This window comes from Bradyrhizobium sp. INPA03-11B, assembly GCF_040446015.1.
Taxonomy (GTDB): domain Bacteria; phylum Pseudomonadota; class Alphaproteobacteria; order Rhizobiales; family Xanthobacteraceae; genus Bradyrhizobium; species Bradyrhizobium macuxiense_A.
Genome location: NZ_JASGSR010000038.1, coordinates 1 through 20,308 on the forward strand (window position 1 = coordinate 1; position 20,308 = coordinate 20,308).

Consider the following 20,308-nt stretch of genomic DNA (forward strand, 5'->3'; position numbering starts at 1 on the left):
GGGAGATCTGCCTCCTCAACGGCGACAACATCCCATTCATCGCGCGCCGCTCAAAGACTTCTTCAACAGCCTGCTAGATCAACTTCCTTGTTTGGCAGAACAACGATTACGCGCTTGCCGATGTTGACGATTACTTGCGAGTTCACGGTCGCACCAAATTGAGCCCAACCCTTGATTTGGGAATAGTAGGGCTCTTCACGCCATTTGGTCGGAAATGAAGGATCGACAGAGACAGCAATCCGATTGCCTTGTTGCTCTGCCGCGACCACAAACTTTGCTGTTGCCGGATACCATTCAGCTCCGAGTTCTTCCGTGTAGAGCCACATGTATAGAAAGTGTTGGCACTCCTCTGGGCGGCTTTCGTAGATCTTGCAGCCGCCTTTTCCAGGGGCGCAGTCCTTGCACCATACGCCGGGTGGCTTGGCCAGTTTGTCGACGCGCACGACCTTGCAACAAAGGGAGCACTTTCCGCATGCTCGGCCCGCTGCGATCTGGGCTGCTTCGCCGCTCGCGAATGTCATTGGCCATCCAGTTTCGCGATAGCTTCATCGAAAGCCATCTCGATCGCTTCGATAGAGGGCCTGACCAGGCTTGCATGTTTCATCTCAAATTCTGCAGGGATATCTGAATTCTTCATATCTGAGATTGCACGGTCACGAAGCGCCTCAAGCAGTTGGCGAGCATCTTGACCGTGATCGTTTGCGATGGTCTCCAGCGCGATGCCGAGTGCACGCTGAAGGCCACCTATGCCCGAAATGAGATGCTGAATGCGATCTTCTGGTGTCATGAATTATCCAACCGTGACCGAAAGGGAGACGGGCTCAATTGCAGAGAAAGGGGGCCCCGCAGGCTTTGCGAGGCCCGATGCTCTCAAGGCATTAGCGTAAGGAAACAATCTGCATTGTATTGATTCCACGAAAGGAGGCCGAAATCCTTGGTGGTGTCGCCCTTGTCCTGCCAATTCTGATATTGACCATCGGTGAAGTAGCATGCCCAAGCTTGGAAAACGTGCTCGGTCACGTTGTTGTTGTTCGTCCCTTCCGCATCGCCCGCCTCGGCGCGCCACGCGCCGGTGTCCTTGTTGTAGAAAAATAAGAAGTGGCGCGATGCCACGCGCCCCTTGTCGTCCCAATTGTGCATTCCAATACGAACGATGCAGCCGCTCTTGTCACTGCAGTATTGGATGATGTCGGCTTCAGGAATGGCAACAGTGTTGCCGCGGTTGGTGCGATCCACGGTGTACGTTTTGCCTCCCTTGCCAACGGGGTTCGGATAAGCGATCGCTGGTGACGCCGTGCTTGGCTTCATCGTTGCCGGATCGACATTTGGAAGCACGATATCCTTGCCGGCTTTGATAGCTTCCTCTGCATAGGAGGTTGTCGAGAGACAGATGAGCAGCGCGGTTGCGCAAGCAACAATTCTAAGCATTGAAATTCTCCAAAAAAATTAGACGGTTTAAGGAACGATCAAAAGCTATCTCTAGTTGCGCTGCAACCGCAAGTACTTGCGTGACAATCGCTCGCCTCAACCGCTCGGCCGGCGAAAAGGGAAACGCAAATCAGTTGATGCTGTCCGTTGGGCCGTAGAACCCGGACGGAAAACGAATTGGCTTCGGTGAGCATGGCGGCCTCGGTTGAAGAGGCCTCCCATTCGTGGCACGTCCCAAATTTCAGCAACGCACCATCGCTAAGCCGGATCTCCGAAACTGTTGACCTCGGCGATGAGCGCGACCGCAGCGAGGAAAGGCGTGAGCAACACCCGCGCGGCGATCCCGAACAGCACGAAAGCGATCGTCATTGCCGCACCTGTGCAAGACGAAATTTCGAGGTCGGTCTAGCTGCTCTATTTTTGGCTTAAGTACTTGATTTTAATTGGTGAGCGCGGAGGGACTCGAACCCTCGACCCCATGATTAAAAGTCACGTGCTCTACCGCCTGAGCTACGCGCTCACTCACCTGAACATCCGATCCGGGCCGAGCGGTGAAACCGCTCCGGATCATGCTCCAGCCCGCGCTGTGTAGGGGGCAGGGCCCATCGGGTCAATAGCCGAGGGGCGGTCAATTGTGCACCGTTTGGGCGGATTTGCCGTTCCGATGCCTGTGTTTAGGGCCGTTTCTTGAAGTAGCTCAGTTGTCGCGGCCGATTTCCGAGCCGACCGGCTGCGAGGGGGCGGTGACCGAGGGCAGGCTGACCGGGCGCAACCCGATCAGTTCCGCGGTGCGGATCGCGCTGTTGCGCCAGAATGCGAACTCGTTGATCGGCGAATTCTCCAGGATCGCGATCGAGACCGCCGCCAGGAATGGCAGACTCTGCAACACCAGGACGCCGGCGAAGATGTAGATCTCCCGCACCTGCTTGTAGCCATTGGTGACGACCAGCACGATGGCTCCGATCAACAGCAGCACGCCGATCACGGCTTCCCAGAACGCCTGGAATTCGATCGACATCCGCGACAAGCCGCCCTTGGAGGTGCGGGCGAAGGCGAGGTGCTCGGTGATCAAGCCCTGCGCCACCGCGCGCGACACCGTCCACTGCACGCTCATCGCCGCGATCATGGCGCCCAGCATCTGGCCGGCCTTGATGTTCACGCGCAGCCGGTAGAGCGCGACGAAATGCACCAGCGAGACGACGAAGGAGGCGATGATCGGCAGCGTCAGGATCTTGTCCGGGATCGCGATGTCGGCGAAGGCGACGATCGGGACCCAGATCAAATTGAGGATCGCGACCACGACGCCGAGGCTTTCGGCCCCGAGCCAGTTGAGCCAGCCCAGCGAGAATTCGCGGCGCTGGTCGGGCGTCAGCCGGCTCGCGCCCGGCAGGAAGCGCCGCCAGTGCTTCTTGACGATCTGGAAGCCGCCATAGGCCCAGCGGTGGCGCTGCTTCTTGAACGCCTCGTAGGTGTCGGGCAGCAGGCCTTCGCCGTAGCGCACATTGGTGTAGTGCGTCAGCCAGCCCGCCTGCTGGATCGAGAGGCCGAGATCGGTGTCCTCGCAGATCGTGTCGCTGGACCAGCCGCCGGCCTTGTCCATCGCCGCGCGGCGGATCAGGCACATCGTGCCGTGCACGATGATGGCATTGAACTCGTTGCGCTGGACCATGCCGATGTCGAAGAACCCGGCATATTCGCCGTTCATGATGTAGTGCATCAGCGAGCGGTCGCCGTCGCGATGCTCCTGCGGCGCCTGCACCAGGCCGACGCGGGGATCGGCGAAGGCCGGCACGAGATCCTTGAGCCAGTCCGGATGCACGACATAGTCGGCGTCGATGATGCCGATGATCTCGGCGTCCGCCGCGGTCCGCTCCATCGCAATCCGCAGCGCGCCGGCCTTGAAGCCCTGCACCTTCTCGGCGTTGATGAACTTGAAGCGCTCGCCGAGCTGCCGGCAATGATCCTGGATCGGCCGCCAGAAGTCGGGATCGGGCGTGTTGTTGATGATGCAGACGCACTCGAAATTCGGATAGTCGAGCCGCGACACCGCATCGAGCGTCTGCTTCAGCATCTCGACCGGTTCGAAATAGGCCGGGATGTGGATCGAGACCTTGGGGAATTTGACGTCCTCGCCGATCGTGGCGGGCGCCAGCGGCTCGCTCCTTGCGATCAGCCGGCGCGGGCCGCGGCCGAACGCCACCGCCGCGATCTCCTCGATCCGCGCCATCGCGATCAGCACCAGCGGCACCAGCAGCACGAGGCCGAGGCTGAGCGCGAAGGCCGAACCCCAGACGAAGTAGTGCGTCGTCCAATATGAGAATACGGTCGCAACCCAGGCGCCGACGCCGTTCGCCGCGGCCGACAGCAGCAGCGCCTGCATCACGGTCGGCTGGTCCAGCCGCAGGATCGGCAGCGACATGAACAGGCCGACCAGGACCGCGACCAGCGCGATCTTCCAGTAGTTCAGATCGGTGACCGGGCCGGTCCAGGCGAACTTCGCCTCACGATCGGCATTGAGGATGCCCCAGTAGGGACCGACGCCGCCTTCGAAGAACTTCCACGGCTGATCGATGGCTTCGACGATGTTGTAGTCCATGCCGATGGCTTCGGCGCGCGTCACGAAGTTGCGCAGCACCGTGGCCTGCTGGAACGGACCGGGCTCGGCGCTGCGCAGATTGTAGCCCTGGCTCGGCCAGCCGAATTCGGCGATCAGGATGCGCTTGCCTGGGAAGGAGTCGCGCAACAGGTTGTAGCGATCGACCGCCTGATCCACCGCCTGCTTGTCAGTGAAGTTTTCCCAGTACGGCAGCACGTGCGCGGCGATGAAGTCAGCCGAATTGGCGAGCTGCGGGTGGTCGCGCCAGATGTTCCAGATTTCACCTGTCGTGACGGGAACGTTGACCGACTTCTTGACGCGCTGGATCACCTTGATCAGCCGGTGCACGTTGTTTTCGGCAATCGCCCATTTGATCGCCTCGGCGCGCTTGTCCTCGGGCTGCGTTTCCGCGTCGTGCAGGCGCTGCGCTTCCTCGCGAAGGATCCGTTCGGATTCCTCCGGCGGCACGCCGACTTCCGGAACGGAGCCGAGGTTTTCGAGCGGGACCTGCTCGCCGCGGAACACGGTTTCGTTGCCGACCACGATGCCGATGACGTTGCTGTTGCGCTTGGCAAGGTTGATCGCGGCTTCGAGCTCGCGGTTGTTGCGGTTGGCGTCCTTGTCGATCCAGGCGCCGACCGTAACCTTCATGCCGAACTCGGCGGCAACCGGCGGCACCAGCTCGTTGCCTTCGGTCGACGAATAGAGACGGACCGCCTTGGTCAGCGTGGAGAGCTTCCTGAGGTCGGTGCGCACCTTCTCGGTGTCGGCGGCAACATCCGCAACGGTGTGACCCGACTCGAACGGAGCGTAGGACAGGCTCGGCAGCGTGCCACGGAAATCGGGCGCTGCCTGTTTCTCCTGGAAGAGACCCCACAGGGCGGCGTGAGCGGCGGTGACAAGCAACAGGACGGCGACGACGGCGCGCATCGCGGTTAAACCATACGGGGCCTGAGATTGAGGACTAAGCGAACCCGTCCCCTGGGTTCGACCAACGTGGCGGCGGAGCGAAAGATATCTCCGCCATCCGATTTAACAACTGGTGTGCCGCGATGGCGTTTTAAGGGCGCAAGCCGTTCCAGCCGCGAAAAAAAATGCGGCCGGACCCGAGCGGGCGGGGCGCCTATTTCGAGGCCGGCGCGGGCGACGCCGACGGGCTCGGCGCAGGCGAGGGCGACGCGGCCGGCGCGGGCGCGGCATTGCCGGCCGTCGACGGCGCCGGGCTGGGTGCGGCGGCTGCCGCGGCCTGCGGCTGGGCGCCCGGATTGATCCAGCAGGCATGGATACGGCCATCGAGGCTGCCGCGCACCTTGTCGTCGATCTGGGCGCCGAACCGGGTCAGGCAGCGGAAGGCGGCCTGAACGTGGCCGCCGGGGCAGCCGAACCGGTCATAAAGGTCGAGATGGCGGAAGGCGGTGTCGAGGTCGTCGTTCCACATCAGGCGGACCACGCGGCGGCCGAGCCAGACGCATTCCGGATTGCCGGCCGGACCGTTGATGGCCTGCTGGGCCTCGACGAATTCCTCGACCTTGCGCTGGTTGGCCTCCCGCGCGGCATTTGCATTGGCGTCGGCCTGTCCGGGCTGCTGTTTGGCCTGGTCCGGCGGATTCGGCGTGCCGCTCTGGGCGAAAGCGCCGCCGGCGCCGGTCAGGAGCGCAAGACTGGCCACAAGGCCGGTTACAGCAAGGTGGCGCAAAGTGGTGTTCTTCAACTCAAGCAGCCGTCGACGCATGTATTCCCCGATAATGTTCCTGCCCCCGCGGGATCATCCTAACGGCTCGCGTGATGCCGTCCAAATAGGTCTCCAGTGCGGCGGAGACTCTGGCCGAGTCAGATGACTGGAATTTGGTATTTTGTCCAGCAAACTCACAACTTTATCGATCCAGCGCAAAACTGTCGCAGGACAACCATGGTAATGACCTAATCCTACACTTGGCAGACGGGCTGTGACCGGCTAATTCGACGGTCCCCCGGAGGATGGAACCGATTTCGCTTCGTACGCCGCTGGCGCTTCTCCTGATCTCGCTCGCCGTGATTGCATCTGTGTGGTGGTGGCTCGCCACGCCGATTACGCTCGCGCGCGCGCCGATCGATCCTGCCGCAAAGTTGCAATGCGTGTCCTACACGCCGTTCCGCGGCGCCCAGACGCCGCTGGACCCCACCACGCAGATTCCGGTCGAGCAGATCGAGCAGGACCTCGCCGATCTCGCCAAGGTCACCGACTGCGTGCGCACCTATTCGATTGAGAACGGTCTCGACCAGGTCCCCGGCGTTGCGGCCAAGGTCGGGTTGAAGGTGATGCAGGGCATCTGGCTCAGCAGCAACCGTTTCAAGAACCTGCAGCAGATCGCGATCGCGGTGCGGCTCGCCAAGGAATATCCGGGCGTGGTGACCTCGCTGATCGTCGGCAACGAGGTGCTGCTGCGCGGAGAGATGACGGCTACCGATCTTGCCGGCAACATCCGCGCTGTGAAGGCCGCGGCGGGCAACCTCCCGGTGACCTATGCCGACGTCTGGGAATACTGGGTGAAGAACCGCGAGATCTATGACGCGGTCGATTTCATCACCATTCACATCCTGCCGTATTGGGAGGACATCCCGGTCAAGGCCAAATACGCCGCCGCGCATGTCGACGAGATCCGGAAGCGGATGGCGGTGACGTTCCCGGGCAAGGAGATCCTGATCGGCGAGACCGGCTGGCCGAGCCAGGGGCGGATGCGGGAGGGCGCATTGCCGTCGCGCACCAACCAGGCGCGGGTGGTGTCGGAGATCCTCGACCTCGCCAAGCGCGAGGGTTTTCGCGTCAACCTGATCGAGGCCTATGACCAGCCCTGGAAGCGCATGCTCGAGGGCACCGTCGGCGGCAATTGGGGCCTGTTCGATTCGGTCAAGCGGCAGGTCAAGTATCCGCCCGGCGTTGCGATCACCAACTATCCGGAGTGGAAGTTGCAGATGGCGGGCGGCATGGCGCTGTCGGTCGCGACCTTCCTGGTGGCCTGGTTGACGCTGCGCCGCCGGCCCTGGACGCCGCGGCCGTCGGCCTGGATCGCGGTCGGCATTTCGGCGACCACAGCGGGGACGCTGCTCGGGATCGCCGGCGACAAGATTTACTACGAGAGCTACGGCACCAGTGGCTTTCTGCATTGGGGCGTGCTGCTCGCGGCCGCGATCATCGCACCCCTGCTGACCGCGCATGCGCTGATCGCCGGACGCTCGCTGCCGACCTTCCTGGAGCTGATCGGGCCGCGCGACTATCGCGGCAAGGGGGCGATCGGTGCGCTGCTGGCGATCGTGCTGGCGGTCACCACCGTGATCGCCGCCGAGACCGCGCTCGGCTTCGCCTTCGATCCGCGTTACCGCGACTTCCCGTATGCCTCGCTAACCATGGCCGTGGTGCCGTTCGCCCTGCTGACCATGCTCAACCGCCCGAAGGAAGGCATCCGGCCGATCGCGGAATCGGTGTTCGCCGGTCTGCTCGCGATCGCCGCCCTCTACACGATCTACAACGAGGGCACGATCAACTGGCAGTCGGACTGGACCTGCGTGATGTACGTCTTGCTCGCCGCTACGCTGTGGCGGGCGCGGGCCGCGCAAAACCCAGGATGAACAGCCCGATCGCAAGCCCGGACAACACGACGTTGTAGAGCACGATGCCGAGCCCGGCGGCGATCAGCCCGCCGGTGAGCAGCACGATCGAGGGCCGCATCAGGTTCAACACCGCAATCACCAGCGCGGTGATGCCGAACACCGAGTTCTTGAACAGCACGGTCGAGAGCGCGCGCGCCTTGCAGAGCATGGTCTGCGTGCCGGCGTCGCAGGCCAGCGCGACGGGCGAGAACTCGATGGCCAGATAGCGCACATAAAGCGCGTAACCGACGGTGACGAAGCCCACGACCATCAGGAACTGGACCTGATAGGGGGAGAGGCGGAACGGAGGTTTTGTCATCGCGGCACTATGGTCGGGAACGGGGGCTGGGACAAGGCTCGGGGAGAAGCAGCGAAATCGGTTGAGAATTTGGCCGCAATCGCTTCGCTGGGCATGATTATTGGCTGTTCCGCCGGAACATCGAGGAGATTGTCGCAGGCTCCGGCTTCTTCTCCTCGGCGACCGGTTGTGGCGGAGCGATGGTGGTGCGCTTCGGCGCCAGCCGCCGGTACGGCAAAGCCGGCTTGGCTGCGGCGGGCGGCTCGTTCACGGCCAGCCGCTGGCCGTCATAGATCGCCGTCTCGCAGGTCCGCTGCACCCGGCTGAGGCCGGCGCAGATCTTGGCGGCGGTCCCGGCGTCATTCAGCGGTCCGGCGACCAGGCGCAGCTGCATGCCGAGCCCGTTGCTGTTTTCCTTGATGACGATGATCGGCCGCAGCGCGGCCAGCGGCGCGTTGGCCTTCGACTTCAGCAGGCCGCGCCACAGCGCGCGTAGTCCATTGACCGAATTCGCGGTGCCGAGATCGACGCCGAACTCGGTGCGGTGGATCTGCGCCTTCGGCGCATCGTCTTCGACGTCGGAGTCCGGATCCGGCGTGATCACCAGCGGAGGGATCGGCGCGGCGCTGACGTCGTTGGCGGTCGGCGGCTTGACCGCTTCGCTTGCCTTGCTCGCCGCGGGTTCGAACGATGCCAGCAGCGGCTTCTCGGCTGTCGGCTTGTCGGCGACCGGCGCGGCCGGTTTCGCATCCTCGGCACTGGCTGCTGCGGCCGCGGCGCTCATCGGACTGGCAACGGATGGGGTGTTGGGTGAAGCCGGCGGCGGATTGTCGGATGCTGGCGACTTGTCCGCGGCAGCCTGTTGCCTGGTCGCGGCGGGCGCGGGCTTCTTGTCGGCCACCACGGGCTTTTCGGCAACGGCAGCGGTCTTCTCGATCGGTGGCGAGATCTTGCTGTCGGCAGATGCCGGCACCTTCTCGGCCACGACCGGCTTGTCCGATGCGGCCGGCGGCGCGGTTGCGACCGCGGCAACGGCTGGTGCCGAATTGGCGGAGGCCGGCGGCGTGCCGGGCGCGACTGCCGATGTTGCCGGTGCCGGCACGAGTGCCGCCGGTTGCTTGCCGATTGCGCCGGTCACGGAGTCGAGCCCCTGTTCCAGCGTGGTCATACGCGAATAGAGCCGATCGCGGTCGCCGTTCAGCGTATCGATCGCGGATGCGAGCCGGCGCGTCTCGTTATGGCTTTCCTTGGCCAGCGTCTGCAGCTGCTGGGCCTGGCGTGCGATGTCTGATGCCGCGACCAGGTCGCGCCGCATTGTCAGCGCCGACTGGTTGGCCATCACGGCGACGATGACCGCGCCGACCGCGGCCACGCCCCACGAGCCGAGCCGCCACAGCATGCGGCGATCGAAAGCATCCTCCTCGGCCAAAAAGCCGGAGGTGCTCTCGGTGTCGAAATCCGCCGCCAGATTGTCGCGATCTTTGGCCAAAGCCCGCTTGGCCCTCCTCAAGGCCCGCCGAATCACGAGGCAAAGATTAACAGGAAATGGACCGGGAACTTGAATCCGGAGGACCACCAGGGCGAAACGGTTTCTTCTGCCGGGGAAAACAATTAAAGACGGCCTCCAAGAAAGCTTTGAACGTAAGCTTTGAAGGCAAGCTTGGCGCAGTGAACTGCGCGAGACATCGGGGATTTTCGAATGACTGCGCGAACCAGCCTGACAGTGGTGCTTGCGGCCGGTGAGGGCACGCGGATGCGCTCGTCGCTGCCCAAAGTGCTGCACCCCGTCGCCGGGCAGGCGCTGCTGGCGCATGTGCTCAATGCCGCCGCCTCCGGCGAGGGCTCGCAGCTCGCGGTCGTGATTGGCCCCGACCATGAGGCGGTCGCCGCCGAGGCCCGCCGGGTGCGGCCCGACGCGCAGACCTTCGTGCAGCGCGAGCGGCTCGGCACGGCGCATGCGGTGCTGGCCGCGCGCGAGGCGATCGCGAGCAGTGCCGACGACCTGCTGGTCGCGTTCGGCGACACGCCGCTGATCTCGGCCGAGACCTTTGCGCGCCTCCGCGCGCCGCTGAGCGACGGTGCGGCGCTTGCGGTACTCGGCTTCCAGGCCGCCGACCCGACCGGCTACGGCCGGCTGGTGGTCGAGAACGGCAAGCTGATTGCGATCCGCGAACAAGCCGACGCCAGCCCCGAAGAACGCAAGATCACGCTGTGCAATGCCGGCGTGATGGCGTTCGACGGCAGGAAGGCGCTCGCGATCATCGAGAAGATCGGCAATGCCAACACCAAGGGTGAATATTACCTCACCGACGCCGTCGGCATCGTCAGGGACATGGGACTGGAGGCCGTCGTGATCGAAACCAGCGAAGACGAAGTGCGCGGCATCAACACCAAGGCGCAGCTCGCCGAGGCGGAGGCCGTGATGCAGGCGCGGCTGCGCAAGCAGGCGCTCGAGGCCGGCGTGACCCTGATCGCGCCGGACACCGTCCATCTCGCCGCCGACACCAAATTCGGCAAGGACGTCACGATCGAGCCGTTCGTGGTGATCGGACCGGGCGTCTCGATCGACGACGGCGCCGTGATCCATTCGTTCTCGCACATCGTCGAGGCCAGCATCGGCAAGAAGGTGTCGGTCGGTCCCTATGCGCGGCTGCGGCCGGGCACCTCGCTCGGCGACGGCGCGCGGATCGGCAATTTCGTCGAGACCAAGGCCGCCGTGCTCGAGGCCGGCGTCAAGGTCAACCATCTCTCCTATGTCGGCGACGCCCATGTCGGCGCCAATTCCAACCTCGGCGCCGGTACCATCACCTGCAACTATGACGGCTTCCTCAAGCACAAGACGCTGATCGGCGAGGGCGCCTTCGTCGGCACCAATTCGTCGCTGGTGGCGCCTGTCACGATCGGCAAGGGCGCCTATATCGGCTCGGGCTCCGTCATCACCAAGGACGTCCCCGACGATGCCATGGCGCTCGAGCGCAGCGAACAGTCGATCCGCGAAGGCGGCGCGGCGCGCTACCGCGCGGCAAAGCTGAAAGAGAAGGCGGCGAAGGGGACGTGACTCTTCTGCCGAAGTGATCGCGAACCTGTCTCCACGACAAGATGTCGTCCCTGCGAAAGCAGGGACCCATAACCACAGGGTTGTGTTGTTGGAGCAAGCTGCGGCCACAGCGCTGCAAACCAATTGGCGCTCGTGGTTATGGGTCCCAGCTCAAAGCCGGGACGACACCGAATGTGTTGCGCGTTCAGTGAATCAGGCCGCGCTCTTCGCCTGGGCGGGCTCGCTGGTGGTCGGCGGGACCGGTCCGAGCAGGATGCGCCGCTGCATCTCGTCGAAGGCGAGATTTGCGTTCTTCTCGCGCGTGACCAGCGACAGCAGGATCGCGACCGCAAAGGAGAGGGGCATGCTGATGATCGCCGGATTGCGCAGCGACACGAACCACCATTGGTGCTCGATCGCGGCCAGTGGCTTGCCGAGAATGTCGACCTGGATGGTTGGCGACAGATAGATCAGCACCAGCGAGCTCAGCGTGCCGACGAGGATGCTCGCCACCGCTGCGGGCGTCGTGAAGCGGCGCCAGGTGATGGAGAGCACGAGCGAGGGGAAGTTCGCGGCGCAGGCGATCGAGAACGCGAGGCCCGCCATGAAGGCGACGTTCTGGCCTTCGAACGCGATGCCAAGCATGATGGCGAAGATGGAAATCAGAACGGTTGCGACGCGCGCGACCTTGAGCTGCTCGGCCTCGGAAGCTGTGCCGTTGCGGATCACATTGGTCCAGACATCATGACAGAGCGTGGCGACGCCCGACAGCGTCAGCCCCGCGACGACGGCGAGCATGGTTGCGAACGCGACCGCGCAGATGAAGCCGAAGAAAGCATTGCCGCCGACGGTGAGTGCGAGCAGGGGCGCGGCCATGTTGCCGCCACCTCCGGCCTTGGCCACCGCGTCGGCGCCGACCAGCACCATGGCGCCAAAGCCGATGATGAAGACCATGAGATGAAAGACGCCGATCAGGCCGGTGGCATAGAGGATCGACAGCCGCGCGGCCTTGGCATCCTTCACCGTGTAGGCCCGCATCAGCACATGCGGCATCGCGGCGGTCCCGAACATCAGGCCGAGCCCGAGCGAGATCGCGTCCCATTGGCCCGAGACCACCTTCGATCCCGGCTGCAGGACCTTGGTGCCGTATTTCTCGGACGCCGCGGCGAACAGCTTCAGCGGGTTCATGTCGAAATGGGTCAACACCAGGAAGGCGAGCAGGATGCCTCCGCCCATCAGCAGCGCAGCCTTCACCACCTGCACCCAGGTCGTCGCCAGCATGCCGCCGAACAGGACGTAGACCAGCATCACGCTGCCGACCACGACGACCGACCAGGTGTAGGGCAGGCCGAACAGCAGCTTGATCAGCGATCCCGTCGCGACCATCTGCGCGATCAGGTAGAACAGGATGACGGCCAGCGTTCCGACGGCGCCGGCGAGGCGCACCGGGCGCTGGCGCAGGCGATAGGCGACGACGTCGGCGAAGGTGAAGCGGCCGACGTTGCGCAACGGTTCGACGATCAGGAACAGAATGATCGGCCAGCCGACCAGCCACCCGATCGAATAGATCATGCCGTCGAAGCCGTTCGAGGTGACGATCCCTGCAATTCCGAGCAGGGCGGCGGCGCTCAGGAAATCCCCCGCAAGTGCCCAGCCGTTCTGCCACGGCGTGACCTGGCCGCCGGCGGCAAAGAAGTGCTCGGTGGTGCGCGTGCGCCGCGCGGCCCAATAGGTGATCCCCAGCGTCAACGCCATGAAGGCGAAGAAGAACCCGATCGAAAGCGTGCTGCTGCCCATCTTTGCCTGCCCCGTTAGCGAAGGTCGCGGATGCCGGCATCGAGCACCCGGTTCGCCCACAGCACGTAGACCAGGCAGAGCGCGAACGAGGAGATGATGACAAGCGGACCGAGCACAATGCAAAGCGACAGGCCCGGCATCAGGATGGTGCCGAGCAGCGGCTTGTCGAACGCGAACAGCGCCATGAAACCGAAATAGATCACGATCATCGCAACGCTGAGAACGAGCGCGACGGTCAGCCGCGTCTTGGCCAGCTTCCTGGCCAATGCGACGCCGTTCGGCGCCGCACCGGCATTGCCGGGAATAACCCTGTCCATATTGGCCCCTTAAGACTTAAGCGCGCTTTGCCTTGCGCCAATCGGACGAGCTTCAGCCGGGCCCCGACGGAAGGGAATTATGGATTTTTGCAATCTGCTGTGCGCGGCTGCGGCACGGCGTCGGCCAGCGTGACCTGCATGTCGGGGTCCTGCTTCAGGGTATTTTTCAGGAAGGCGCGGACGGCGCGGATGCGCGGGGCAAATTGCAGGTCGCTGTGGACGTTGAGCCAGACCTCGCGAACGGTGCCGGCGAGGGCGGGCAGCACGGGGATCAGGTCGGGCCGCTCCCTGGTGGCAAAACTCGGCAGCATCACTATGCCGAGGCCGCCCGCCGCGGCGTTCATCTGCGCGATCATGCTGTTGGAGTGGAAGGCGATCTTCGGCTCCTCGATGACGTCGGCGAGCCAGCGCACCGAATCGACCTGGAGCAAGTCTTCGATATAGGACACGAACCAATGATCCCCGAGGTCGCGCAGGGTTTTGGGCATGCCGTGAGTGTCGAGATAGTCCTGGCTCGCGAATAGCCCGAGCCGAAACTTGCCGATGCGTTCCGAGATCAGGCCCGGCCCGGGCGGCCGGAAGAAGGACACGAACAGATCGGCTTCACGCTTATGGACATAGACCGTCTGGGCTGACGTGACGAGTTCGACGGAGAGTCGCGGCGCCGTGCGCCGCAGTTTGGCAAACCGTTGCGCCAGATAGAGCGAGGCGATCCCCTCCATGGTCGCGAGCCGCACGGTCCCGGCGAGTTCCTGGGTGTCGCTGGCGCTGGCCTCCTCGCGAATGGCGATCACAGCGCTTTCGACCCGCTCGGCGTGACGCAACAGCCGCTCGCCGACTTCGTTGAGCTTGAGCCCGGTGCGGTGGCGTTCGAACACCGCAATCCCGAGCGAGGCTTCCATCTGCGCGATGCGCCGGCTGACGGTGGAGTGGTCCAGCCGCAGCCGCTTTGCTGTTTGGCTCAAATTCCCGGCACGAGCGGCGCAGAGGAATACCCGCAGATCGTCCCAGTTGATCGTATCGAACATGACCTGCCTCCGGATTGCGGCCGTTGCCGGCAAAGCAATTCCCGTTCCAACGCGCGGCGGCTCCGATCCTTCGCAACCGGCCTTGCGACAATTCCCATGCATGCCTGCGAGGCAAGGATGATACCGCTTCGCTCCCCCAATCCTAGCCGGGATTTTTCATATGCTTCCGCGCTTCAAGGCTGCTGCCGTCCACGCCGCGCCCGTGTTCCTCGACAGTCAGGCGACCACCGAGAAGGCGATCTCCATCATGCGCGAGGCGGCCAGGGCCGGCGCCGAGCTGATCGCGTTTCCGGAAACCTATATTCCGGCCTTTCCGGTCTGGGCGGCGCTGTGGCCTCCGATCGACAATCACGACCTGTTCGTGCGGATGGCCGACCGATCCGTGCTGGCGGACGGGCCGGAAGTGGCGCGGCTTTGCACTGAAGCGCGCGCCCTCGGCGTCACCGTCTCGATCGGCATCAGCGAGCGCTCGGCCGTCAGCGTTGGCGGGCTGTGGAATTCGAACCTGTTGATCGGCGAGACCGGCGAAATCCTGGTCCATCACCGTAAGCTGGTTCCGACATTCTACGAGAAGCTGGTGTGGTCATCCGGGGATGGTGCGGGCCTTGTGGTCGCACAGACACGGCAGGGCCGCATCGGCGGGTTGATCTGCGGCGAGAACACCAATCCCTTGGCCCGCTTTGCGCTGATGGCGCAGGGCGAACAGGTCCACATCTCGAGCTGGCCGCCGATGTGGCCGACCCGACGCCCGGCCGGCGGCGGCAATTTCGACAACGTCGCCGCCAATCGTATCCGGGCCAGCGCCCACTGCTTCGAAGCCAAGGTGTTCGGGATCGTCACCGCCGGCTATATGGATGAGCCGATGCGCGCCTTCCTCATCGAACGCGACAGGACCATCGCCGACGTGATCGACCGGACGCCACGTGCGGCGAGCTTCTTCGTCGATCCGACGGGGGTCGTGTTTGGCGATGAATTGCAGGATCAGGAGGGGATCGCCTACGCCGAGATCGATCTCAGTCGTTGCGTCGAGCCGAAACAGTTTCACGACGTGGTCGGTTACTACAACCGCTTCGACATTTTTGGCGTGACGGTCGACCGCAGCCGGCTGACCCCGGCACGATTTCGCGATGAACAGCAGCCAGGAGCGGAAGCGCAGGCGATCCTGTCCGTCGATGCCGACGCCGGATCGAACGGGCAGAGGATCGGTTAGCCCTCGATCCAGTCCTGTTGCCAACGCGCGCATGTCTGACTACGCTTTACCGGAGGTAGGACCCCAAGCGCTCTCGGCCGGACGCTCATGCCCAAATTCCTTCGCATCGGAGTCCATCAGTCGAACGTCTCCGGATACACGTCCAAGGCATGGTGCATTCGGCGCACCGGCTCGACGGTTTTCCTGAAGTGGGGCGCCGTCGAGGTTCAGGGCGCCGGAATCGGGCGAAAGGTTTACTGGACGTTCGCACCGCAGGAAAAGACCATTCGCTGCCGCACGGTGCAGCGTGCCCAGGACTACACCAAGGCTGCCATCGCGCGGCGGCGCAGCCATCGCTACGAACCGCTGACAGGAAATATCGCGAACCGGCGTCGGACCGCCGATCGAGGCTCGGAGCTCAAGCAGGCGCTCGCCACGATCCTGTTCGTCGATATCGTTCGGTCCACCGAAAAGGCCGCACGCCTCGGCGATTCGCGCTGGGCGACCGTGATGAACCACTATTACGCCGCCGTCCGCAGGGAGCTGAAGGCCCTGCGCGGAAAGGAAGTCGTGACGACAGGGGACGGCGTGCTGGCGACGTTCGGCAAGCCGGCGGCCGGGATCCGTTGCGCGACCGCGATCCGCGAGGCCGTGCGCACGCTCGGGCTTGAGATCAGGATTGGGCTGCACGCGGGCGAGTACAAGGTGAGCGGCGCGGAGGTCATCGGTCTCGCGTTTCACATCGGCGCGCGCGTCGCTGCGAAAGCGCGTGCCGGCGAGGTCCTGGTCTCGAGTGCGGTCAAGGACCTGATGCTGGCGTCCGAAGTCCGTTTCAAGGATCGCGGCGCACATCAGCTCAAGGGCGTGCCGGAGCGCTGGCGGCTGTACCGCGTCGAACATTAGGGGTTCTGCAGAGTGGACGCCGGCGCCAGCGCGCGCCGCGCTGCCACAGCGTGCCGCCGAGCACTTTCCAGCCGAGATAGAAATACGCAACGATCAGCGCGAACAGCAGCAGCGCGGGAGCGCCGGTGAGGTTGAAGCCGTCCTTGGTGGTCTGGCCGGTGGCGGCGCCGATGGCGTAGCCGCCGCCGAAGAACACGGTGATGAAATCGAGCAAGCCGGCAAGGCCGCGGCGCCAGAACGGTTTTGCGAGCGGCCGTGGCTGATCGTTCGACACCGTGGGGTTCCTCACCAACGGCGACAGGTTATCCTACGCCAGGGTGGCCGCTGACGTGCTCTTGCCAAATTGGTTAGCCCCGATTAACCAGCCTTTCGCATCAACCTTGCCGTTTAAGACTGTCGCAATCGGCAATAATTATTGAGTATCTTGCGGCTGGCGATTCCCGTTAAGGGACCGTGTCGCCGCTCTGGCAAATTTTCGGCGATTTTTGGGGACATTGAACCGCATGTGCGGCATCGTCGGCATTCTTGGACGCGCTCCGGTCGCGGAGCAACTGGTGGATTCGCTCAAGCGGCTCGAATATCGCGGCTATGATTCCGCAGGGGTCGCTACGCTCGAGAACGGCGTGGTGGCGCGGCGTCGCGCCGAGGGCAAGCTGAGGAATCTCGAGGCCCGGCTGGAGGCCAAGCCGCTCGGCGGCCATACCGGCATCGGCCACACCCGCTGGGCCACGCACGGCCGGCCGACCGAGAACAACGCGCATCCGCACTCAACGGAACGCGTCGCCGTGGTGCATAACGGCATCATCGAGAATTTCCGCGAGCTGCGCGAGCACCTCGAAGCCAAGGGGGCGGCGTTCTCGACCGAGACCGACACCGAGGTCGTGGTGCATCTGGTCGACAATCTGCTCAAGGGCGGTGTCAAGCCGGTCGAGGCGGTGAGGGCGGTGCTGTCGGAACTGCGCGGCGCGTTCGCACTCGGCTTCATCTTCGCCGGCGAGGACGATCTGATGATCGGCGCTCGCAACGGCCCGCCGCTTGCGGTCGGCCATGGCGACGGTGAGATGTATCTCGGCTCCGATGCGATCGCGCTCGGGCCGTTCACCGACACGATCAGCTATCTCGAGGACGGCGACTGGGTGGTGCTGAACCGCAAGGGCGCCACGATCTTCGATAAGGACAACGCCATCGTCCATCGCGAGGCGATCAAGCACACGACGGCGACCGCGCTGGTCGACAAGGCGAATTATCGCCACTTCATGGCCAAGGAGATCCACGAGCAGCCCGAAGTCGTGGGGCACACGCTCGCCCGCTACGTCGACCTGGCGGCCGAGCGCGTCACCATGCCGGTCAAGCTGCCGTTCGACTTCAACGACATCCAGCGCGTTTCGATCACCGCCTGCGGCACCGCGAGCTATGCCGGATTCGTCGCGAAATACTGGCTGGAGCGGCTGGCACGGCTGCCGGTCGAGCTCGATGTCGCTTCCGAGTTCCGTTATCGCGAGGCCCCGCTGCGCAAGGGCGACCTTGCGATCTTCATCTCGCAGTCCGGCGAGACCGCCGACACGCTGGCGGCGCTGCGCTACGCCAAGGCGCACGGCGCGCACACGCTGTCGGTCGTCAACGTGCCGACCTCGACGATCGCGCGCGAGAGCGAGACCGTGCTGCAGACGCTTGCCGGTCCCGAAATCGGCGTCGCCTCGACCAAGGCGTTCACTTGCCAGCTGATGGTGCTGGCCTCGCTCGCGGTCGCCGCAGGCAAGGCGCGCGGCGAGCTGTCCGATACCGACGAGGCCAAGCTTGTGCACGGTCTGGTCGAAATTCCGCGCCTGATGTCGGAAGCGCTCACGTCAGAGCCGCAGATCGAGAAGCTGGCGCGCGAGATCTCGAAGTCGCGCGACGTGCTCTATCTCGGCCGCGGCACCAGCTATCCGCTGGCGCTGGAAGGTGCGCTGAAGCTGAAGGAAATCTCCTACATCCACGCCGAGGGCTACGCCGCCGGCGAGCTCAAGCACGGGCCGATCGCGCTGATCGACGAGCACATGCCGGTCGTGGTGATCGCGCCGTTCGACAAGGTGTTCGAGAAGACCGTCTCCAACATGCAGGAGGTCGCCGCCCGCGGCGGCAAAATCATCCTGATGACCGACGCCAAGGGCGCCGCGGAGGCGACCATCCAATCGCTGGTGACGATCGTGATGCCGGACATGGGCGCAACCTTCGCGCCGATGGTCTATGCCGTTCCGGTGCAGCTGCTCGCCTATCATACCGCCGTGGTGATGGGCACCGACGTCGATCAGCCCCGGAATCTGGCCAAATCGGTCACGGTCGAATAGTCGCAAGCCGCGCGGTCACGCGGCCCCTTCAAAAGTGCGTCAGAATGGCTTAGCTGGTTGGTGGAGTACGGCCGCTTCGACGACCTTGGAACCACAATGACCTCCGATCAAGTGCCTCCTGACCCGTCTGGCGAATTGCATCCGGACCACCCCCGCGGGCTGATGGCGCGTTTCCGGAACTATTTCCTGACCGGCCTGGTGGTTGCCGGGCCGGTTGCGATCACCCTGTACCTGACCTGGTGGTTCGTGAACTGGGTCGACAATCTGGTCCGCCCGTTCGTGCCCACCGCCTACCGGCCGGAGACCTACCTGCCGTTCGGGCTGCCCGGTTCCGGCCTGATCGTCGCCGTCATCGCGCTCACGCTGCTCGGCTTCCTCACTGCCAATCTGATCGGGCGAACCCTGGTCGATCTCGGCGAGCGGCTGCTCGGGCGGATTCCGGCGGTGCGCGCGATCTATCGCGGCCTGAAGCAGGTGTTCGAGACGCTGTTCTCCGGCAACGGCTCGAGCTTCCGCCGTGTCGGCCTGGTCGAGTTTCCATCGCCCGGGATGTGGTCGATCGTGCTGATCTCGCAGGCGCCGAGCGCCGAGCTCGCCGCCGCCTTCCCCGGAGACGAGGAGCATATTTCGGTGTTCCTGCCGTGCGCGCCGAACCCGACCACCGGCTTCTTCTTCTATGTGCCGAAGAGCAAGATCATCGAGATCGAGATGAGCACCGAGGATGCCGCGACGCTGATCATGTCGGCGGGCGTGGTGCAGCCCGGCACCAGCGATCAGAAACGTGCCGCGGCGCTCGCCGGTATGGCCAACGCCGCGCGGATCGCCAACCAGGCCTCGTTGCAGCCGGCGGCGCCGGCCAAGGTCGAGGGCTGATGGGTTCCGGCGAGACGCGCGAGCCATCGGGCGAGGGCGCGCGGTTGCTGTCGCCCGACGAAGCCAGGCGCGAGCTGGAGCAAGGCGGCGTGACGCTGATCGATGTCGGCGAGCCCTGGCAGTTGCGCGAGCGCGGCACCATCGCGGGCGCACGCAACATCAGCCACGAGGAGATCGCGGATGTCGCGGCGTCCGATCCGGCGCTCTCCGATCGCGCGCAGCCGATCATCCTGACCTGCGGCGGTGGCGGCAAGGCCAAGCGCGCTGCAGAGGCGCTGCGCGAGATCGGCTTTGCCGACGTCTCCGTGATCCAGGGCGGCTGCCGCGGCTGGCAGGCGGCGGGACATGAGCTGGTGCCTGTTGCGGGGGATAGCGACGAGACTGCTGGCAGCTAGCTGCAACTCCAACCCCGTCATTGCGAGGAGCTAAGCGACGAAGCAATCCATGGTTCCGCGTATGCGGAGCGATGGATTGCTTCGCTGCGCTCGCAATGACGGTGGGGAGGGCAAGTGCCCTCCGCGTCAGACCAGCGTGTCGTAAAGGTCGTTCCAAGCCGGATTCTGCGCCTCGATGAGAGCGATCTTCTTTGCCCGGCTGCCGGACTTGATCTGCTTTTCCCGTGTGATCGCGTCGTACATCGTTTCGTGCAATTCGTACCACACCAGCAACTTGCAGCCGTACTTCGCCGAGAAGCCCTTCACCAAGCCCTCGCGATGTTCAAACGAACGCTTCGGCGGATTGGCGGTAACGCCAGTGTAAATGGTGCCGTGACGCTTGCTGGCAACGATGTAAACGCACGGTTGCTTCACAGCGTTCTCCCGTGAGGTACCCTACACCGTCATTGCGAGGAGCGATAGCGACGAAGCAATCCATCTGTCACCGGGC

At 64.2% G+C, this 20,308-nt stretch carries 19 protein-coding genes and 1 tRNA gene; 7 read left to right on the top strand and 13 right to left on the bottom strand.

The window, feature by feature from the left end; genetic code table 11:
- Positions 1-62 precede the first annotated feature (62 nt).
- From QMZ05_RS17895 to QMZ05_RS17920, 6 genes are all read right to left on the bottom strand, one after another.
- On the bottom strand, positions 63-521 hold the full coding sequence (locus tag QMZ05_RS17895; RefSeq protein WP_353701948.1) for a hypothetical protein: 459 nt from the start codon (positions 519-521) through the stop codon (positions 63-65).
- Positions 518-787 (bottom strand): hypothetical protein, encoded by a 270-nt coding sequence (locus tag QMZ05_RS17900; protein ID WP_353701949.1) that lies wholly within the window; start codon positions 785-787, stop codon positions 518-520. Before QMZ05_RS17900 ends, QMZ05_RS17895 begins: the two co-directional genes overlap by 4 nt.
- An 83-nt stretch (positions 788-870) precedes the next feature.
- Positions 871-1,428 (bottom strand): hypothetical protein, encoded by a 558-nt coding sequence (locus tag QMZ05_RS17905; RefSeq protein ID WP_353701950.1) that lies wholly within the window; start codon positions 1,426-1,428, stop codon positions 871-873.
- Between the two features lie 444 nt (positions 1,429-1,872).
- A tRNA-Lys gene (locus QMZ05_RS17910) sits at positions 1,873-1,948 on the bottom strand.
- A 177-nt stretch (positions 1,949-2,125) separates the two neighbouring features.
- Positions 2,126-4,954 carry a glycosyltransferase gene (locus QMZ05_RS17915; RefSeq protein ID WP_353701951.1) on the bottom strand — a complete coding sequence of 943 codons (2,829 nt, stop codon included), beginning with the start codon at positions 4,952-4,954 and terminating at the stop codon, positions 2,126-2,128.
- A gap of 193 nt (positions 4,955-5,147) precedes the next feature.
- Positions 5,148-5,756: a beta-1-3, beta-1-6-glucan biosynthesis protein gene (locus QMZ05_RS17920; RefSeq protein ID WP_353701952.1), complete on the bottom strand. Its 609-nt coding sequence runs from the start codon at positions 5,754-5,756 to the stop codon at positions 5,148-5,150.
- A 245-nt stretch (positions 5,757-6,001) separates the two neighbouring features.
- Between QMZ05_RS17920 and QMZ05_RS17925 the strand changes: the two genes are divergently transcribed.
- Positions 6,002-7,630 carry a beta-(1-6) glucans synthase gene (locus QMZ05_RS17925; RefSeq protein WP_353701953.1) on the top strand — a complete coding sequence of 543 codons (1,629 nt, stop codon included), beginning with the start codon at positions 6,002-6,004 and terminating at the stop codon, positions 7,628-7,630.
- On the opposite strand, the gene QMZ05_RS17930 is transcribed toward QMZ05_RS17925, so the two are convergent.
- Entirely contained in the window at positions 7,590-7,970 is a 381-nt protein-coding gene (locus QMZ05_RS17930) for a hypothetical protein (RefSeq protein WP_353701954.1), read from the bottom strand. The two genes, QMZ05_RS17925 and QMZ05_RS17930, sit on opposite strands and share 41 nt — an antisense overlap.
- Positions 7,971-8,067: 97 nt before the next feature.
- Positions 8,068-9,438, bottom strand: coding sequence for a hypothetical protein (locus tag QMZ05_RS17935; protein ID WP_353701955.1), 1,371 nt, complete (start codon positions 9,436-9,438; stop codon positions 8,068-8,070).
- A 210-nt stretch (positions 9,439-9,648) separates the two neighbouring features.
- Here QMZ05_RS17935 and glmU point away from each other — a divergent pair, with 210 nt between their 5' ends.
- A complete protein-coding gene (gene glmU, locus QMZ05_RS17940) occupies positions 9,649-11,007 on the top strand; it encodes a bifunctional UDP-N-acetylglucosamine diphosphorylase/glucosamine-1-phosphate N-acetyltransferase GlmU (protein WP_353701956.1) in 1,359 nt (452 codons plus the stop codon).
- A gap of 192 nt (positions 11,008-11,199) precedes the next feature.
- Here glmU and QMZ05_RS17945 read toward each other — a convergent pair whose 3' ends face one another.
- The 3 genes from QMZ05_RS17945 to QMZ05_RS17955 form a co-directional block, all read right to left on the bottom strand.
- Positions 11,200-12,783: a cation acetate symporter gene (locus tag QMZ05_RS17945; RefSeq protein ID WP_353701957.1), complete on the bottom strand. Its 1,584-nt coding sequence runs from the start codon at positions 12,781-12,783 to the stop codon at positions 11,200-11,202.
- A gap of 14 nt (positions 12,784-12,797) precedes the next feature.
- Positions 12,798-13,100: a DUF485 domain-containing protein gene (locus QMZ05_RS17950; RefSeq protein ID WP_353701958.1), complete on the bottom strand. Its 303-nt coding sequence runs from the start codon at positions 13,098-13,100 to the stop codon at positions 12,798-12,800.
- Between the two features lie 77 nt (positions 13,101-13,177).
- Positions 13,178-14,128, bottom strand: coding sequence for a LysR family transcriptional regulator (locus QMZ05_RS17955; RefSeq protein ID WP_353701959.1), 951 nt, complete (start codon positions 14,126-14,128; stop codon positions 13,178-13,180).
- Positions 14,129-14,288: 160 nt separating this feature from the next.
- Here QMZ05_RS17955 and QMZ05_RS17960 point away from each other — a divergent pair, with 160 nt between their 5' ends.
- Together QMZ05_RS17960 and QMZ05_RS17965 are read left to right on the top strand one after the other, a co-directional pair.
- Complete coding sequence (locus tag QMZ05_RS17960) at positions 14,289-15,338, top strand: carbon-nitrogen hydrolase family protein (RefSeq protein WP_353701960.1); 1,050 nt, start codon at positions 14,289-14,291, stop codon at positions 15,336-15,338.
- A gap of 87 nt (positions 15,339-15,425) precedes the next feature.
- Positions 15,426-16,220 carry an adenylate/guanylate cyclase domain-containing protein gene (locus tag QMZ05_RS17965; protein ID WP_353701961.1) on the top strand — a complete coding sequence of 265 codons (795 nt, stop codon included), beginning with the start codon at positions 15,426-15,428 and terminating at the stop codon, positions 16,218-16,220.
- Here the strand turns inward: QMZ05_RS17965 and QMZ05_RS17970 are convergent.
- Positions 16,174-16,494 carry a hypothetical protein gene (locus tag QMZ05_RS17970; RefSeq protein ID WP_353701962.1) on the bottom strand — a complete coding sequence of 107 codons (321 nt, stop codon included), beginning with the start codon at positions 16,492-16,494 and terminating at the stop codon, positions 16,174-16,176. The genes QMZ05_RS17965 and QMZ05_RS17970 overlap by 47 nt on opposite strands.
- A gap of 229 nt (positions 16,495-16,723) precedes the next feature.
- Here QMZ05_RS17970 and glmS point away from each other — a divergent pair, with 229 nt between their 5' ends.
- The 3 genes from glmS (at position 16,724) to QMZ05_RS17985 (ending at position 19,818) form a co-directional block, all read left to right on the top strand.
- Positions 16,724-18,550 carry a glutamine--fructose-6-phosphate transaminase (isomerizing) gene (glmS, locus tag QMZ05_RS17975; protein ID WP_353701963.1) on the top strand — a complete coding sequence of 609 codons (1,827 nt, stop codon included), beginning with the start codon at positions 16,724-16,726 and terminating at the stop codon, positions 18,548-18,550.
- 96 nt (positions 18,551-18,646) lie between these two features.
- Positions 18,647-19,423 (top strand): DUF502 domain-containing protein, encoded by a 777-nt coding sequence (locus tag QMZ05_RS17980; protein ID WP_353701964.1) that lies wholly within the window; start codon positions 18,647-18,649, stop codon positions 19,421-19,423.
- A complete protein-coding gene (locus QMZ05_RS17985; RefSeq protein ID WP_353701965.1) occupies positions 19,423-19,818 on the top strand; it encodes a rhodanese-like domain-containing protein in 396 nt (131 codons plus the stop codon). Before QMZ05_RS17980 ends, QMZ05_RS17985 begins: the two co-directional genes overlap by 1 nt.
- Positions 19,819-19,944: 126 nt before the next feature.
- Here the strand turns inward: QMZ05_RS17985 and QMZ05_RS17990 are convergent, their stop codons facing one another.
- The gene (locus tag QMZ05_RS17990) at positions 19,945-20,232 is read right to left on the bottom strand and encodes a GIY-YIG nuclease family protein (protein ID WP_353701966.1); all 288 of its coding nucleotides are present in this window, start codon (positions 20,230-20,232) and stop codon (positions 19,945-19,947) included.
- Positions 20,233-20,308 lie beyond the last annotated feature (76 nt).

Coding starts and splice junctions, on each gene's coding strand:
- QMZ05_RS17895 (WP_353701948.1), bottom strand. CDS start 521: ATGACATTCGCGAGCGGCGAAGCAGCCCAGATCGCAGCGGGCCGAGCA.
- QMZ05_RS17900 (WP_353701949.1), bottom strand. CDS start 787: ATGACACCAGAAGATCGCATTCAGCATCTCATTTCGGGCATAGGTGGC.
- QMZ05_RS17905 (WP_353701950.1), bottom strand. CDS start 1,428: ATGCTTAGAATTGTTGCTTGCGCAACCGCGCTGCTCATCTGTCTCTCG.
- QMZ05_RS17915 (WP_353701951.1), bottom strand. CDS start 4,954: ATGCGCGCCGTCGTCGCCGTCCTGTTGCTTGTCACCGCCGCTCACGCC.
- QMZ05_RS17920 (WP_353701952.1), bottom strand. CDS start 5,756: ATGCGTCGACGGCTGCTTGAGTTGAAGAACACCACTTTGCGCCACCTT.
- QMZ05_RS17925 (WP_353701953.1), top strand. CDS start 6,002: ATGGAACCGATTTCGCTTCGTACGCCGCTGGCGCTTCTCCTGATCTCG.
- QMZ05_RS17930 (WP_353701954.1), bottom strand. CDS start 7,970: ATGACAAAACCTCCGTTCCGCCTCTCCCCCTATCAGGTCCAGTTCCTG.
- glmU (WP_353701956.1), top strand. CDS start 9,649: ATGACTGCGCGAACCAGCCTGACAGTGGTGCTTGCGGCCGGTGAGGGC.
- QMZ05_RS17945 (WP_353701957.1), bottom strand. CDS start 12,783: ATGGGCAGCAGCACGCTTTCGATCGGGTTCTTCTTCGCCTTCATGGCG.
- QMZ05_RS17950 (WP_353701958.1), bottom strand. CDS start 13,100: ATGGACAGGGTTATTCCCGGCAATGCCGGTGCGGCGCCGAACGGCGTC.
- QMZ05_RS17955 (WP_353701959.1), bottom strand. CDS start 14,128: ATGTTCGATACGATCAACTGGGACGATCTGCGGGTATTCCTCTGCGCC.
- QMZ05_RS17960 (WP_353701960.1), top strand. CDS start 14,289: ATGCTTCCGCGCTTCAAGGCTGCTGCCGTCCACGCCGCGCCCGTGTTC.
- QMZ05_RS17965 (WP_353701961.1), top strand. CDS start 15,426: ATGCCCAAATTCCTTCGCATCGGAGTCCATCAGTCGAACGTCTCCGGA.
- glmS (WP_353701963.1), top strand. CDS start 16,724: ATGTGCGGCATCGTCGGCATTCTTGGACGCGCTCCGGTCGCGGAGCAA.
- QMZ05_RS17980 (WP_353701964.1), top strand. CDS start 18,647: ATGACCTCCGATCAAGTGCCTCCTGACCCGTCTGGCGAATTGCATCCG.
- QMZ05_RS17985 (WP_353701965.1), top strand. CDS start 19,423: ATGGGTTCCGGCGAGACGCGCGAGCCATCGGGCGAGGGCGCGCGGTTG.